Genomic DNA, 15038 nt, shown 5'->3' with positions numbered 1-15038 from the left:
GGCGCCGTGATCGAATCCCCCCACTCCGGTCCCACCGTCGCCGATCCGCTCGCCGCCGGCTGCGACGACTTCGCGTCCAGCGTGTCGCGACGCACGGCCATCCGATCCGCGCTCGGCATCGGACTCGGCCTCGTCGCCGCCTCGGTGTTCGGCGACGCCTTCGTCGAGACCGCGTACGCATCGGGGGGACGGAAGGCGGACCGCGTGCTCGTCGTGCTGTCGCTGCGCGGCGCCGCCGACGGTCTGTCCCTGGTCGTGCCGCATGCCGACCTTGTCTACTACGCGGCGCGCCCGAACATCGCCGTGCCGAAGGACAAGCTGCTGGCCGGCGACGCGCAGTTCGGCCTGCATCCCGCCTTCGCCCCGATCATGCCGCTGTGGAAGGCGGGACGTGTCGCCGCGGTCCACGCCACCGGTCAGGCGGTGACGACACGGTCGCACTTCGCCGCGATGGAGGAGGTCGAGGATGCCGACCCCGGCTCGCAGGCGCGGGTCGGGTGGCTGAACCGGCTCATCTCCGTGCGAGCCGGCGGCGCGAGCGACACCACAGCCCTGCAGCTGGGCGAGACGGTGCTGGCCACGCAGCTGGCAGGTCCCGCGCCGGCGGTGTCGACGGCCGGGTTCGACAAGCTCAAGGTCGTCGGACCGGGGGGAAGCGATGCCGCCGGGTGGGAGACGGCACTGCGGGGACTCTGGGCGGACGCGCCCGATGCCGTGGCGAGCGGCGGCGGGCGTGCCCTGGCCGTCGCGCAGGCCTATGCGACCGCGCGCGGCGCGGTCACGAGCACCGTCGAGTATCCGAAGGGCAGCCTGGGCGAGGCGCTGCAGGGTGCGGCGAAGGTGATCAAAGCCGATGTCGGAGCCGAGGTCATCACGATCGATCAGGGGTCCTGGGATCACCACCAGTGGGTGGGCGACCTCTCGAACGGCAACCTCAAGAACATGGCCGAGCCGCTGGGGAAGGGCCTGGCCGCCTTCTTCTCCGATCTCGGCGCGATGGACAAGAAGGTCACCCTCGTCACGATCTCCGAGTTCGGCAGGCGCGTGAAGGAGAACGGCAACGGCGGCCTCGACCACGGACACGGCAACGTCATGTTCGTGCTCGGTGCCGGCGTGAAGGGCGGCTACTACGGCCGGTGGCCGGGACTGGAGAACACGCAGAACGCCGATCTGGCCGTGACGACCGACTATCGCGACGTCTTGAGCGAAGTGGTGGCGGCGCTGTACCCCGAGCGGAGTCTCGCGGCGATCTTCCCCCAGTTCCAGCATCGGCGGCTCGGGTTCATGGCCCCCCTCGTCACCGGCGGCGACACCGGCCCGAGCACCCCCGTCGTCAAGACGATGCCGTCGAGCTTCTTCTCCTCGTACGGCAAACGCGCCGGGTCGGGCCGCGTGGGGTCGAAGGTCACGGCACCGGCTCCCCGGCTGACCGCGGCCGGCAAGAAGGCCCGCGTCAAGACGAGCTACCGGTGGGAGACGGTCAAGAGCGGGAAGGTCAAGAAGCGCCGCACGACGCGCTCGTTCCGGATCCCGGCCACGTATCGCGGCTACGGGCTGCGCGTGAAAGTGACCTACACGGCGAAGGGCTACAAGCCGAAGACGAAGGTGTTCTCGTGGGGCACCGTGAAGAAGAAGAAGTAGCGGTGTCCACGTCGCGTCGTCGCGCTGCGCTCGCTCGACGGCCGGTGGATGAGAGTTGTGGAGCCTAGGAGATTCGAACTCCTGACATCCTGCTTGCAAAGCAGGCGCTCTACCAACTGAGCTAAGGCCCCGAGAGGGAGATGTTGTGTGGGGCTACCAGGACTTGAACCTGGGACCTCTTCATTATCAGTGAAGCGCTCTAACCGCCTGAGCTATAGCCCCGTCTGGAGACCGGCGCCAGCGCCGTCAACCTCCAAGACTTTACCCGAATCGCGAGGTAATCCGAAATCCGGGACGCTGCCGTCAGTTCGAGGTGAAGCCGACGAGCAGGCCGCCGGTCACCTTGACCATCAGATTGTAGATCCCGGCGACGACCGCGCCGAGGACGGTGACGACGATGAGGTTCAGGATCGCGACGATCGCGGCGAACGCCATCACCTGCGGCAGGTTCACCACATCGGTGAGCCGGAACTCGTTGCCGGTGAAGGCCAGGAGCAGCTCCTCGAGCTGGGTGAGCACACTCGTGGTCTGCAGCACGAGGAACACCAGCAGCACGGAGATGAGGGTCACCACCGCGAGGGCGACGGCCGCCAGGAACGACAGCTTCACGGCCGACCAGAAGTCGATGTAGACCAAGCGGAGGCGGACCTGCTTGGCGCTGGTCTTGCTCGACGACTTCTTCGCGAGCTTGTCAGCTACTGTGCTCATGCTTCAGGACTTTCTTCGGGGGTCTGGGGGGCCGCGTCCTCCGGCGCAGCGGGCCCTTCGGAGGACTCCGCGACCGGCTCGGTTCCGGCGGCATCGGCAGCGGCCTCGGTCAGTCCACGCTCCCCGTTGCGCGCGATCGCGAGAATGCGATCGTCGTCATCGGGGCGGGCGAACACGACGCCCATGGTGTCGCGTCCCTTGGCAGGGACCTCGGCCACGGCAGAGCGTACCACCTTGCCGCTGGCAAGAACCACCAAGACCTCGTCGTCCTCGCCGACGATCAGACCGCCCGCGAGATCGCCGCGATCCTCGTTCAGCTTGGCGACCTTGATGCCGAGGCCGCCGCGGCCCTGCACGCGGTACTGGTCCACGGAGGTGCGCTTGGCGTAGCCGCCCTGGGTGACGACGAAGACGAATCCGTCGTCGCCGGCGACCGACGCGGAGAGCAGGCTGTCGCCCTCGCGGAAGGTCATCGCCTTGACGCCCTCGGTCGATCGTCCCATCGGACGCAGCGAGTCGTCGGTCGCGGTGAAGCGGAGGGACATGCCCTGACGGGAGATCAGCAGGATGTCGTCGGTCTCGTCGACGAGGAGCGCGCTGACGACCTCGTCGCCGTCCTCCTCCTCCTGCCCGCGCAGGCGGATCGCGATGATCCCGCCCTGGCGGTTGGTGTCGTAGTCGGAGAGCGCCGTCTTCTTGATCTTGCCGTCGCGGGTGGCGAGCACCAGGTAGGTCGCGACGCTGTAGTCGCGGATGTCGAGGATCTGCGCGATCTCCTCGCCGGGCTGCAGCGCGAGGAGGTTCGCGACGTGCTGACCCTTCGCATCGCGCCCGGCCTCGGGAACCTCGTAAGCCTTCGTGCGGTAGACGCGGCCCTTCGTCGTGAAGAAGAGGAGCCAGTGGTGCGTGGTCGTGACGAAGAAGTGCTCGACGATGTCGTCGGCGCGCAGCTGGGCGCCCTTCACGCCCTTGCCGCCGCGATGCTGCGAGCGGTAGTTGTCGCTGCGCGTGCGCTTGATGTAGCCGTCGCGGGTGACGGTGAGGACCATCTCCTCCTCGGGGATGAGGTCCTCCATCGACATGTCGCCGTCGAACCCGTGCAGGATGTGGGTGCGGCGCTCGTCGCCGAACTTGTCGACGATGCCGGTGAGCTCGTCGCGGATGATCTCGCGCTGACGGGCGGGGGTGGCGAGGATGTCGTTGTAGTCGGCGATCTGGAGCTCGAGCTCGGCCGCCTCGTCGATGATCTTCTGCCGCTCGAGGGCTGCCAGGCGGCGCAGCTGCATCGAGAGGATCGCGTCGGCCTGCGCGTCGTCGATCTCCAGCAGCGTCTTCAGACCCTCGCGGGCCTCGTCGACGGTGGGCGAACGGCGGATCAGCGCGATGACGTCGTCGAGCGCGTCGAGCGCCTTGAGGTAGCCGCGGAGGATGTGCATCCGCTCCTCGGCCTTGCGCAGCCGGTAGGCCGTGCGGCGGACGATGACCTCGACCTGGTGCTCGATCCAGTAAGAGATGAAGCCGTCGAGCGCGAGGGTGCGGGGCACGCCGTCGACGATCGCCAGCATGTTCGCGCCGAAGTTCTCCTGCAGCTGCGTGTGCTTGTACAGGTTGTTCAGCACGACCTTCGCGACCGCATCGCGCTTGAGCACGATGACCAGGCGCTGGCCGGTCCGGTCGCTCGTCTCGTCGCGGATGTCGGCGATGCCCGTGATCTTGCCGTCGCGGGCGAGGTCGCGGATCTTGATCGCGACGTTGTCGGGGTTCACCTGGTACGGCAGCTCGGTGATCACGAGGCACGTGCGACCGTGGATCTCCTCGACGTTGACGACCGCGCGCATCGTGATGGACCCGCGGCCGGTGCGCTGGGCCTCGCGGATGCCCTTGGTGCCGAGGATCTGGGCGCCGGTCGGGAAGTCCGGGCCCTGGATGCGCGACATCAGCGCCTCGAGCAGCTCCTCGCGCGAGGCGTCGGGGTTCTCGAGCGCCCACAGCGCGCCGTCGGCGACCTCGCGGAGGTTGTGCGGCGGGATGTTGGTCGCCATGCCGACCGCGATGCCGACCGAGCCGTTGACCAGCAGGTTCGGGAAGCGGGCCGGGAGGACCGTCGGCTCCTGCGTCTTGCCGTCGTAGTTGTCCTCGAAGTCGACGGTCTCCTCGTCGATGTCGCGGACCATCTCCATGGCGAGCTGGGCCATCTTGGTCTCGGTGTACCGCGGGGCGGCCGCACCCTGATTGCCGGGCGAGCCGAAGTTGCCCTGGCCGTCGGCGAGCGGATAGCGCAGCGACCACGGCTGGACCAGCCGGACGAGCGCGTCGTAGATCGCGCCGTCGCCGTGCGGGTGGTACTGACCCATCACCTCGCCGACGACGCGGGCGCACTTGTTGAAGCTCTTGTCGGGACGGTAGCCCCCGTCGTACATGCCGTAGATCACGCGGCGGTGAACCGGCTTCAGGCCGTCGCGGACATCGGGGAGGGCGCGTCCGACGATGACGCTCATCGCGTAGTCGAGATAGCTGCGCTGCATCTCGACCTGGAGGTCGACCTGGTCGATGTTGCCGTGGTTGTGAGCGGCCGTCGGGTCGGGGCGTACTTCGTCAGTCATGTCTTCTCGTCTTCGTCATGCTCGGGCGGGCTCCGGGAGGGGGGCCAGGGCTACGGGATGCGTGCTTCAGGACAAGAGCGGGGGCCCCGCCGCTTCGCGGCACCCCGATTGTCCTGAAGCACGCATCCCTCCGCCCTTCTCTTCGTCTTCGTCGTCCCGGCCGCTGCGCAGCGGGAGGTGGATAGTGGTGGTCAGATGTCCAGGAAGCGGACGTCTTTCGCGTTGCGCTGGATGAAGCTGCGGCGCGACTCGACGTCCTCGCCCATCAGGACGGAGAAGATCTCGTCGGCGGCCGCGGCGTCGTCGATGGTCACCTGGCGCAGCGTCCGGGTGTTGTGGTCCATCGTCGTCTCCCACAGCTCCTTCGGGTTCATCTCGCCCAGACCCTTGTAGCGCTGGATGCCCGAGTCCTTCGGCATGCGCTTGCCGTTGGCCAGGCCGTCGGCCAGCAGCGCATCGCGCTCCCGGTCGCTGAAGACGTACTCGTGCTCGTGGTTCGACCACTTCAGCCGGTACAGGGGCGGCATCGCGAGGTACACGAAGCCAGCCTCGATCAGCCCGCGCATGTAGCGGAACAGCAGCGTCAGCAGCAGCGTCGTGATGTGCTGACCGTCGACGTCGGCATCGGCCATGAGCACGATCTTGTGGTACCGCGCCTTCTCGACGTTGAAGTCCTCGCCGATGCCGGTGCCGAAGGCCGAGATGATGGCCTGGATCTCGTTGTTGCCGAGCGCGCGGTCCAGCCGCGCCTTCTCGACGTTGAGGACCTTGCCGCGCAGCGACAGGATCGCCTGGGTCTCGGGGTCGCGACCGCGCACGGCCGAGCCGCCGGCCGAGTCGCCCTCGACGAGGAAGATCTCGCTGATCGACGGGTCCTTGCTCGTGCAGTCCTTGAGCTTGTCGGGCATGGACGCCGACTCGAACACGCTCTTGCGCCGGGCGGTCTCGCGGGCCTTGCGGGCCGCCAGTCGGGCGGTCGCCGCGTCGAGCGCCTTCGTGATGACGCGCTTTGCCTGGGCGGGGTTGCGGTCGAGCCAGTCGGTCAGCTGGTCGCCGACGATCTTCTGCACGAACGCCTTCGCCTCGGTGTTGCCGAGCTTGGTCTTCGTCTGCCCCTCGAACTGCGGTTCGGACAGCTTCACCGAGATGACCGCGGTCAGGCCCTCGCGGATGTCGTCGCCCGTGAGGTTGTCGTCCTTCTCCTTGAGGATGCCCTTCTCGCGCGCGTAGCTGTTGATCTTCGTCGTCAGCGCCGCGCGGAAGCCCTCTTCGTGGGTGCCGCCCTCGTGGGTGTTGATCGTGTTGGCGAAGGTGAAGACGTTCTCGGTGTAGCTGGTCGTCCACTGCATCGCGAGCTCGAGCGAGATGTGGCGGACGGTGTCCTCCGACTCGATCTCGATGATCTCCTCGTTGACGACCTCGGCCTTGCGCACTTTGTTGAGGTACTCCACGTAGTCGACGAGACCGCGCTCGTAGAGGAAGTCGTCGTGGGGCTGCGTCGAGATGGCGGTGCCGTCGGGGCCGTCGACGATGTACGCGGAGTCGGGGCGCTCGTCGCTCAGCGTGATCCGCAGCCCCTTGTTGAGGAACGCGGTCTGCTGGAAGCGGGTGCGGAGCGTGTCGTAGTCGAAGTGGACCGTCTCGAAGATGGAGTCGTCGGGCCAGAACGTGACGATGGTGCCGGTCTCGTCGGTCTCCTCGCCCTTCGCGAGCGGTCCATCCGGCTTGCCGCCGCCGGAGAAGGACTGCCGCCACACGTGCCCCTGGCGGCGGATCTCGACCTCGAACCTCGTCGAGAGCGCGTTCACCACCGAGGAGCCGACGCCGTGGAGACCGCCGGAGACCGCGTAGCCGCCACCGCCGAACTTGCCTCCGGCGTGCAGGACGGTCAGGACGACCTCGACGGTCGACTTGGTCGGGTCGGACGAGTGCGGGTCGACGGGGATCCCTCGGCCGTTGTCGACCACCCGCAGGCCGCCGTCCTCGAGGATCGTGACGTGGATCGTGTCGCAGTAGCCGGCGAGCGCCTCGTCGACGGCGTTGTCGACGATCTCGTAGACGAGGTGGTGCAGGCCGCGCTCACCGGTCGAGCCGATGTACATGCCGGGCCGCTTGCGCACCGCCTCGAGGCCTTCGAGCACCTGGATGGCATCGGCCCCGTACTCGTTCTGCACCCGCTCAGTCGGCTGCTGGGGGTCGACCTCGGGAACGGTGTCGGGGTTATCGGACGTCATAGGTTTCGAACACTCCAGATCGGATTCCACACTCCCTCCAGTCTAGCCGTCCGGGCGTGCTTTTCGGCGCCTGAACGGCGCTGTGGCGCGCTGAAATCCCTCCGGATGCCGCGGGACCTGGATTATCCGTAGGTATCGCGAGGACCGCGCCCTGGAACGGCTCTGGGGCCCCATTTCCAGGAGGGGACGTCCGGACCGATGAAACGCACGTTCTCGACACCCGCATCCGGGAACCTGCTCATGAGCTCGGTGACGATGGCGCCGCGCATGAGCTGGAGGTTCTTCGCCCATGCCGTCGAGTCGCACTGCACGGTGAGCAGACCGTCCGAGAGTGCGACCGGAGCCGCGTGACGGGCGGTCTCCTCGCCGGCGACCTGCTCCCACTGCAGCACCAGGTCCTCGCGCGCCAGCTGCGAGTTCCATCCGGACTGCCGGGTGAGGTCGGCGAGCGCGTCGCCGAGGCCCTTGGGATCGCGACCGGCGGTGAACGGCTGGTTCTCGTCGTCGTCGTCCCGCCGGCGCCGGCGGCGCTTGCCGCGCGGCGACGGCTCCAGCCCGCGCAGGCGCAGATAGGTGGAGATCGTCTCGGGAACCGGTTCGACCTCGTCCTCAGGCATCGGCGCTCTCCCGGATGGTCCCCGCCTCGACATAGACGGTGCGGGCGCGGAGCGCCTCGGGCACATCGGCCTCGACCGCCGCGGTCACGATCACCTGCTCGAATCCGGCGACGACCCCGGCCAGCCGCGACCGACGGTCGGCGTCGAGCTCGGCGAACACGTCGTCGAGGATCAGGACCGGGTCGCCCAGCAGCGAGTGCTCGCGCAGGAGCTCGGCGGAGGCGAGGCGGAGCGAGAGGGCGACCGACCACGACTCGCCGTGCGACGCGTACCCCTTGACGGGAAGGCCCCGCACGCGCAGGACGAGGTCGTCGCGGTGCGGGCCGACGAGCGTGACCCCGCGCTCCAGCTCGGCGGGGCGCTTCGCGGCGAGCATCGCGCGGAACCGTGCCTCCACCTCCTCGGTGGAGCGACCGCGCACGCCCGGAGCCGGGTCGGCGCCGCCCCGTTCGCTCTCGTCGTCGTCGTCGGATCGTGCGCCGTCGACGGTGAGAGCCCACTCGAGCTCGGGCCGATGATCGGCGCCGGCGATGGTCGTGTAGGCGCGGGAGAGCGGAACGGCCAGATCGTCGGCCAGGGCGAGGCGCGCGCGGATGACCTGCGTGCCCAGCTGGACGAGCTTGTCGTCCCACACGTCGAGGGTCGTCAGCTCCTCGCCGCGGATGCCGCGGGCGCGTGCCGATTTCAGCAGCGCCGTGCGCTGCTTGAGCACGCGGTCGTAGTCCGACAGGACGGCCGACATGCGCGGAGCGCGCTGGATGAGCAGCTGATCGACGAAGCGCCGGCGCGCGGACGGGTCGCCGCGCACGATCTGCAGGTCCTCGGGGGCGAACAGCACGACCTGGGCGTACCGCGGCAGCTCGGCCGACTTCACCGCGGATCCGTTCACCCGGGCCTTGTTGGACCCCGTGCGGTTCAGCTGCGCTTCGAGGATCACCGTGCGCTCCCCGTGGGCGAGCCGCGTGCGCACGATCGCGGCATCCGCGCCGTGCCTCACCATCGGAGCGTCCTGCGACACCCGGTGGGAGCCGAGGGTGGCGAAGTACCCGATCGCCTCGGCGAGGTTCGTCTTGCCTTGGCCGTTGCGGCCGACGAAGACGTTCGTGCCCGGGTGGAGGGTCACGTCGGCGGCCGCATAGTTGCGGAAGTCGACGAGACTGAGCTGCTCCACGATCACCCCGTCAGCCTAGTTCTCGTGACCGACGTCGCCGCGAGTCCGCGCGCCCGGCGGTCGTTGAGCGAGCGCAGCGAGACGAAACGCCGAAGGTCAGCGCAGCAGCAGGTTCGGCTGCAGGAGGTATTTGAAGCTCTCGGGGGTACCGGACGTCTGGGGCGTGATCAGCACCGGGCTGAGCTTGTTCGCGTTCTCGCTGGAGGTGAAGGTCACCCGGGCGAACTCGCTCTTCACGGCGCCGAGGGCCTCGAGCAGGTACTGCGGGTTCAGGCCGAGGGTGACGTCCTCGCCGGTGAGCGTCGCGTCGACCGACTCGGTCGCGCGGGCCTGCTCGGTGCCGGACGCGTCCATCGAGACGCCCTCGTCGGTGAATGTGAACCGCAGCGGAGCGGAGCGGTCGAGCACGAGGGAGACGCGGCGGACCGCCTCGATCAGGTCGGCCGTGTTGACGACCGCGTAGTGATCGGTCTGCTCGGGGAACAGGCGCCGCACCGGCGGGAAGTTGCCCTTGATCAGCAGCGAGGTCACCGTCTTGTTGCCGGCGGTGAAGGCGATGATCTCGCGGTCGCCCGAGCCGGAGAACGCGACCTGGATGTCGCCCGAGTGCGCGAAGGTCTTGCCGACCTCGGTCAGCGTGCGCGCGGGGACGAGTGCGGCGGTGGCCTCGTCGCCGGAGGTGGTGGTGGTGCCGGCATCCCAGGGGATCTGCCGCAGGGCCACGCGATAGCGGTCGGTCGCCACGAGGCTGAGCTCGTTGCCCGCCACCTCGAGCTGCACACCGGTGAGCACCGGGGTGACGTCGTCGCGGGACGCGGCGAAGGCGACCTGTGCGATCGCGGTGGCGAAGTCCTCGGCCGGGACGAGGCCGGCCTCGCCGGAGACCTCGGGGATGGCGGGGTACTCCTGCACCGGCATGGAAGCGAGGGTGAAGCGGGCCGACCCGCAGGTGAGCACGATGCCGTTCTCGTCGTCCTGCTCGATCTGGATCGGTGCGTTCGGGAGCCGGCTCGCGATCTCGGAGAGCAGACGGCCGTGGACGAGGATCGTGCCCGGCTCGTCGACGGTGGCCTCGATCGTCGTGCGCGCCGACGCCTCGTAGTCGAACGCCGCGAGGGACAGACCGGACTCGGATGCCTCGATCAGCACACCGGCCAGGATGGGCTGGGGATTGCGCTGCGGCAGGAGCTTCACAACGAACGACACGGCCTCGCTGAACACATCGCGATTCACGTGGAACTTCACTGGGGCTCCCTTGGGGTCGAGTAGGGCTCTCCCATGCTAGTGCCCCGACCCGTGTGATTCGGAAGAGGCGCCCGCTCACAGGCCGCCGCCCTCGAGGTGATCGGATCGGCTTCATAGAGATAGTTCTCTGTCATGGTGTTAACAGCTGTGGAAACTGTGGATAAGTCGGCCGATGCCTGTCGGCACGCGGGAACCACACGCGTGTAAGTTGTGGGCGAGCTGCGGAATCCGCGTGGGGAGTGGGATCGCGCCGACCCGGGACCGACGGCGCTCATCCACAGGACAGCCGGATCCGCTCACAATCATCCGACCTCGACGCGAAGTTATCCACAGGCTGTCCACACTGTGTAGAACGCGAATGATGGAGCGTCGGCAGCGCGGATGTCAAGCGCCGATCACGGAATACGCGTGCCGGCGGCGGCATGAGCGCCTCTGCGGGAGCGGCGGGGCGCGTCAGCGGCCGACGCGGCCGAGCTGCGTCGTGATCTCGGAGACCTGGTTGTAGATCGAGCGGCGCTCCTTCATGAGCTCGCTGATCTTCTTGTACGCGTACATCACGGTGGTGTGGTCGCGATTGCCGAACAGCTGGCCGATCTTCGGCAGCGACAGATTCGTGCGCTCGCGGCACAGGTACATGGCGATCTGGCGGGCGGTGGCCACCGACTGCGAGCGGCTCGAGCCGTACAGATCGTCGACCGACAGCCGGAAGTACTGCGCGGTGGCGGTGATGATGTCGGTCGGGGAGATGACGTTCGCGTCGTCCTGGTCGACGATGTCGCGGAGCACGGTCTGCGCGAGCGAGATGTCGAGGGTGGAGCGGTTGAGGTTCGCGAAGGCCGAGACCCGGATGAGGGCGCCCTCGAGCTCGCGGATGTTCGAGGAGACCTTGGTCGCGATGTACTCGAGCACCTCGTCGGGCACGAGCAGGCGCTCGGACTGGGCCTTCTTGCGGAGGATCGCGATGCGGGTCTCGAGGTCGGGCGCCTGGACGTCGGTGATGAGGCCCCATTCGAACCGGCTGCGCATGCGGTCCTCGAAGCCGGTGAGGTGGCGCGGCGGCACGTCGCTGGTGATCACGACCTGCTTGTCGTGGTCGTGCAGGGTGTTGAAGGTGTGGAAGAACGCCTCCTGCGTCTCGGCGCGGCCCTGCAGGAACTGGATGTCGTCGATGAGGAGGATGTCGACGTCGCGGTAGCGCGCCTGGAACGCGGATCCGCGGTTGTTGGCGATGGAGTTGATGAAGTCGTTCGTGAACTCCTCGCTCGACACGTAGCGCACGCGGATGCCGGTGTAGAGGCTGAGCGCGTAGTCGCCGATGGCGTGGAGCAGGTGCGTCTTGCCGAGTCCGGAATCGCCGTAGATGAAGAGCGGGTTGTAGGCCTTGGCCGGCGCTTCGGCGACGGCGACCGCCGCCGCGTGCGCGAACCGGTTGGACTGTCCGATGACGAAGTTGTCGAACGTGTACTTGGGGTTCAGCCGCGTGTCGTTGCGCGAGGGCGGCAGCGCCGGCTCGGGGTAGTCCTCCAGCGGAGGCCGGCTCACCGGCGTCGAGTTCGTGGCGGCCTGCACCGGGACGGGCGCGGTGAGGTGCGCGTCGGCGAGCTCGGGGTTCACGACGACGCGGAAGGTCGATGCGCCGGGCTCGGCGTCGACGTGGGAGAGCGCCTCCATGATCGGTGTGCGGAGCCGCTTGTTGAGCTGCGCCGCCGTCAGGTCGTTGGGCACGTCGAGGTACAGCGTGCCGCCCATCACGCCCTGCGCGACGGCGAGGTTGAGGAACCCCTGCAGCTGCGGCGTCACGCGCTCGTCGACGCGCAGCACATCGAGGACCGCGGACCAGACCGGGACGTCGGGCGGTTCGTGGTGTGTCATGACTCCCCGTGTCGTCGTGGCTGGGCCGTGTGTGAGCGGAGGCGCGGATGCGGTGCAGCCGGACGGACGTCGTCTCGCGCGCTCGCGCCTGTGGATAGGTGCCTGTGGATAAGTGGCCCGTGCCACGCTAGTCACGCGGCTCCGAGTGGCCAAATCCACTGTAGTTCCGCCCCGCGTGTCCTCGCCAGGCGGGCTGTGAAGTCGGTGGATAATGTGCCGCGCGCGCGGTGCCGGTTTGAGTTCGCGCGCGACTCGACGTACCCTTAGTCGGTTGACTTATGCCCGTCTTGGGCAGTCCCGTGTACATGTGTCTCCGGCCTCCAGCTTTCCGGTGACCGCCGATCCGGAGTGATCCTCATGAGCAAGCGTACGTTCCAGCCCAACAACCGCCGTCGTGCCAAGAAGCACGGCTTCCGCGCCCGCATGCGCACGCGCGCCGGCCGCAGCATCCTCTCCGCTCGCCGCGCCAAGGGGCGCACCGAGCTCTCGGCCTGATCCGACATACCGTTGCTGGCGCGCGGGAACCGCATCACCCGCGGGGCGGAGTACAAGGCCGTCGTCCGTGGGGGTGCCCGCTGTGCCGGTGCGCTGACCGTGACCTACGTGGTGGCATCCGGTGAGGACCGCCCGGCCCGCTTCGGATTCATCGTCAGCAAGCAGGTGGGATCCGCCGTCACCCGCAACACTGTGCGCCGGCGGCTGAAGGCCGTCTGCGCACAGGCGCTCCCTGCAGTGCGTCCCGGATCCGACGTCGTCATCCGCGCGCTGCCCGCGTCGGCGTCGGCGGAGTTCCCGCAGCTGCGCGACGAGGTCGCCCGCTGCCTCAGCCGGAAAGCGGCCGCGTGAGCACGTCGACACTGCCGTCGTACGCACTCGGCGACGGCACCCTCTCCGCCTCCGATCCGCTCGCGTCCGTCGGGCTGATCCCGCGCAACCTCGTGCTCGCCGCGCTCCACGGCTATCGCGCCACGATCTCCCATCTGTACGGAGACGTCTGCAAGTACTATCCGTCGTGCTCGGCCTACGCCGTCGGCGCCGTCCAGCAGCACGGTGCGCTGAAGGGCGCCGCGCTCACCGCCGCCCGCCTCGCCCGCTGCCACCCCTGGGCGAAGGGCGGCATCGACGACGTGCCGCCGCACGAGCACTTCCGACACCGCCTCACTCCGCACGGCTTCGTCGTGCACCCGAGAAAGGACTGATCCTTGCTGGATCTCTTCGCCGCGACCCCGACGCCGGCCGTGCCGACCCCGACGACCCCGCCCCCGGCGGAGGGTCTCGACTTCTTCAGCGCCATCATGTGGCCGTTCAAGTGGATCGTCGAGACGATCCTCGTGTTCTGGCACTGGGTGTTCACCTCGCTCGGACTGCCGGCCGACGCCGGTCTCACGTGGGTGCTGTCGATCATCGGCCTGGTGATCGTGGTCCGCTCGGCGCTGATCCCGCTGTTCGTGCGTCAGATCAAGAGCCAGCGCAAGATGATGGAAATCGCTCCTGAACTGCGGAAAGTCCAGGAGAAGTACCGCGGCAAGAAGGATCAGCTCTCGCGTGAGGCCATGAGCCGCGAGACGATGGCGCTCTACAAGAAGCACGGCACCACGCCGGTCTCGAGCTGTCTTCCGCTGCTGGTCCAGATGCCCATCCTGCTGGGCATGTTCTACACGCTCTCGGACGTCAAGCGGCACGCCGAGTGGGGTGTGGGCGGCGTCGGGCTGCTCAACGCCGACCTCACCAAGCAGTTCTACGACGCCCAGCTGTTCGGTGTCGCACCGCTCCACACCAACATGATCGAGGCCATCGGCCTGGGTCAGAACGCGACGGTGATCATCCTGGTGATCCTGGTCGTGCTGATGATCGTCTCGCAGTTCATCACGCAGCTGCAGATCATCTCGAAGAACCTCTCCCCCGAGGCCAAGACCGGCCAGGCGTACCAGATGCAGCGCATCATGCTCTACGTCCTGCCGCTCGCCTTCATCTTCTCGGGCGTCTTCTTCCCGCTCGGCGTGGTCCTCTACTGGTTCACGAGCAACATCTGGACGATGGTGCAGCAGTTCCTGGTCATCCGCAATCTGCCCACCCCGGGCTCCGAAGCCGCCAAGGCGCGCGAGGAGCGACTGGCGCGCAAGGGCAAGGCGGTCGATGCACAGGGCCGCATCGTGCCCCTCGAGAAGTACCAGGCCGAGCAGCAGCGTCTGTATGAAGAGGCGCAGCGCGCCAAGCAGCAGGCCCCCAAGCGTCAGCAGCCCATGGGCAAGCAGCGCGCCAAGAAGCAGGGCCAGCCGAACAAGCCCGAGAACAAGCCCGGCAGCAAGCCCGAGAACAAGCAGCAGAACAAGCCCGAGAGCAAGCCGGGCAACAAGCCCGAGAAGCCCACCGACGGGCCCGACGCACCGGGCAAGCCCGGAAACCCCGACAACAAGTCCTGATCGAGTCACCGAGGATCCCCATGACCACCTCTCCCGAGACCACCGTCACCGTCGCGCAGCTGGAGGAGGAAGGCGACGTCGCCGCCGACTACCTGGAGGCGCTGCTGGACATCGCGGACATCGACGGCGACCTCGCCCTCGACGTGCGCGCCGGCCGTGCCTATGTCACCGTCGAGAACGACGACGCGGCCTCCCTGCGCCTGCTCTCCTCCCCCGACACGGTGCAGGCGCTCCAGGAGCTCGTGCGGATCGCGGTGCAGACCAAGACCGGTCGCTTCTCGCGACTCATCCTGGATATCGGCGGCTCGCGTGACGCGCGCCAGCAGCAGCTGGAGAAGCTGGTCGACCGCGCGATCGAGCGCATCGAGGACGGCGCCTCCCAGGCGTCGCTGCCGGCGATGTCGAGCTACGAGCGCAAGCTCGTGCACGATGTGGTGGCCGAGCGCGGCGGCTTCGTGTCCGAGTCGTACGGCGAGGGCGCCGACCGTCACACTGTCATCCGCCGTGGCTGATGTTTCACGTGA

13 protein-coding genes and 2 tRNA genes are annotated in these 15038 nt (G+C 68.1%); 6 read left to right on the top strand and 9 right to left on the bottom strand.

Translation table 11 applies throughout. From position 1 onward, the window contains the following. Positions 1-6 precede the first annotated feature (6 nt). Complete coding sequence (locus QQZ13_RS07730; protein WP_284528443.1) at positions 7-1641, top strand: DUF1501 domain-containing protein; 1635 nt, start codon at positions 7-9, stop codon at positions 1639-1641. 58 nt (positions 1642-1699) lie between these two features. Here the strand turns inward: QQZ13_RS07730 and QQZ13_RS07725 are convergent. The 9 genes from QQZ13_RS07725 to dnaA all read right to left on the bottom strand — a co-directional run bounded on the left by QQZ13_RS07725 (position 1700) and on the right by dnaA (position 12091). Then, positions 1700-1772, bottom strand: a tRNA-Ala gene (locus QQZ13_RS07725). A gap of 17 nt (positions 1773-1789) precedes the next feature. Further along, positions 1790-1863, bottom strand: a tRNA-Ile gene (locus QQZ13_RS07720). 81 nt (positions 1864-1944) lie between these two features. Further along, the gene (locus QQZ13_RS07715; protein WP_284528442.1) at positions 1945-2349 is read right to left on the bottom strand and encodes a DUF3566 domain-containing protein; all 405 of its coding nucleotides are present in this window, start codon (positions 2347-2349) and stop codon (positions 1945-1947) included. Next, complete coding sequence (gene gyrA / locus QQZ13_RS07710; RefSeq protein ID WP_284528441.1) at positions 2346-4952, bottom strand: DNA gyrase subunit A; 2607 nt, start codon at positions 4950-4952, stop codon at positions 2346-2348. Before gyrA ends, QQZ13_RS07715 begins: the two co-directional genes overlap by 4 nt. A 191-nt stretch (positions 4953-5143) precedes the next feature. Beyond that, positions 5144-7186 (bottom strand): DNA topoisomerase (ATP-hydrolyzing) subunit B, encoded by a 2043-nt coding sequence (gyrB, locus tag QQZ13_RS07705; RefSeq protein ID WP_284528440.1) that lies wholly within the window; start codon positions 7184-7186, stop codon positions 5144-5146. 122 nt (positions 7187-7308) lie between these two features. Then, positions 7309-7803: a DUF721 domain-containing protein gene (locus QQZ13_RS07700; RefSeq protein WP_284528439.1), complete on the bottom strand. Its 495-nt coding sequence runs from the start codon at positions 7801-7803 to the stop codon at positions 7309-7311. Further along, a complete protein-coding gene (gene recF, locus QQZ13_RS07695; RefSeq protein WP_284528438.1) occupies positions 7796-8980 on the bottom strand; it encodes a DNA replication/repair protein RecF in 1185 nt (394 codons plus the stop codon). Before recF ends, QQZ13_RS07700 begins: the two co-directional genes overlap by 8 nt. A gap of 90 nt (positions 8981-9070) precedes the next feature. Beyond that, the gene (gene dnaN, locus QQZ13_RS07690) at positions 9071-10219 is read right to left on the bottom strand and encodes a DNA polymerase III subunit beta (RefSeq protein WP_284528437.1); all 1149 of its coding nucleotides are present in this window, start codon (positions 10217-10219) and stop codon (positions 9071-9073) included. 453 nt (positions 10220-10672) lie between these two features. Next, the gene (gene dnaA / locus QQZ13_RS07685; protein WP_284528436.1) at positions 10673-12091 is read right to left on the bottom strand and encodes a chromosomal replication initiator protein DnaA; all 1419 of its coding nucleotides are present in this window, start codon (positions 12089-12091) and stop codon (positions 10673-10675) included. 357 nt (positions 12092-12448) lie between these two features. Here dnaA and rpmH point away from each other — a divergent pair, with 357 nt between their 5' ends. From rpmH to QQZ13_RS07660, 5 genes are read left to right on the top strand one after another with little or no spacing between them, the layout of a single operon-like run. Continuing rightward, the gene (gene rpmH, locus QQZ13_RS07680) at positions 12449-12586 is read left to right on the top strand and encodes a 50S ribosomal protein L34 (RefSeq protein WP_005054680.1); all 138 of its coding nucleotides are present in this window, start codon (positions 12449-12451) and stop codon (positions 12584-12586) included. Positions 12587-12598: 12 nt separating this feature from the next. Then, positions 12599-12937 carry a ribonuclease P protein component gene (rnpA, locus tag QQZ13_RS07675; RefSeq protein ID WP_284528435.1) on the top strand — a complete coding sequence of 113 codons (339 nt, stop codon included), beginning with the start codon at positions 12599-12601 and terminating at the stop codon, positions 12935-12937. Positions 12938-12948: 11 nt separating this feature from the next. After that, a complete protein-coding gene (yidD, locus tag QQZ13_RS07670) occupies positions 12949-13290 on the top strand; it encodes a membrane protein insertion efficiency factor YidD (RefSeq protein ID WP_284528809.1) in 342 nt (113 codons plus the stop codon). Between the two features lie 6 nt (positions 13291-13296). After that, entirely contained in the window at positions 13297-14514 is a 1218-nt protein-coding gene (gene yidC, locus QQZ13_RS07665) for a membrane protein insertase YidC (protein ID WP_284528808.1), read from the top strand. 20 nt (positions 14515-14534) lie between these two features. Beyond that, on the top strand, positions 14535-15026 hold the full coding sequence (locus QQZ13_RS07660) for a R3H domain-containing nucleic acid-binding protein (RefSeq protein WP_284528434.1): 492 nt from the start codon (positions 14535-14537) through the stop codon (positions 15024-15026). Positions 15027-15038 lie beyond the last annotated feature (12 nt).

Origin of the sequence: Microbacterium sp. T2.11-28, assembly GCF_950097975.1 — a bacterium.
In the GTDB taxonomy this organism is placed as follows: Bacteria; Actinomycetota; Actinomycetes; order Actinomycetales; family Microbacteriaceae; genus Microbacterium.
This window is presented reverse-complemented; position numbering and strand designations above follow the sequence as displayed.

Coding starts and splice junctions, on each gene's coding strand:
- QQZ13_RS07715 (WP_284528442.1), bottom strand. CDS start 2,349: ATGAGCACAGTAGCTGACAAGCTCGCGAAGAAGTCGTCGAGCAAGACC.
- gyrA (WP_284528441.1), bottom strand. CDS start 4,952: ATGACTGACGAAGTACGCCCCGACCCGACGGCCGCTCACAACCACGGC.
- gyrB (WP_284528440.1), bottom strand. CDS start 7,186: ATGACGTCCGATAACCCCGACACCGTTCCCGAGGTCGACCCCCAGCAG.
- QQZ13_RS07700 (WP_284528439.1), bottom strand. CDS start 7,803: ATGCCTGAGGACGAGGTCGAACCGGTTCCCGAGACGATCTCCACCTAT.
- dnaA (WP_284528436.1), bottom strand. CDS start 12,091: ATGACACACCACGAACCGCCCGACGTCCCGGTCTGGTCCGCGGTCCTC.
- rpmH (WP_005054680.1), top strand. CDS start 12,449: ATGAGCAAGCGTACGTTCCAGCCCAACAACCGCCGTCGTGCCAAGAAG.
- QQZ13_RS07660 (WP_284528434.1), top strand. CDS start 14,535: ATGACCACCTCTCCCGAGACCACCGTCACCGTCGCGCAGCTGGAGGAG.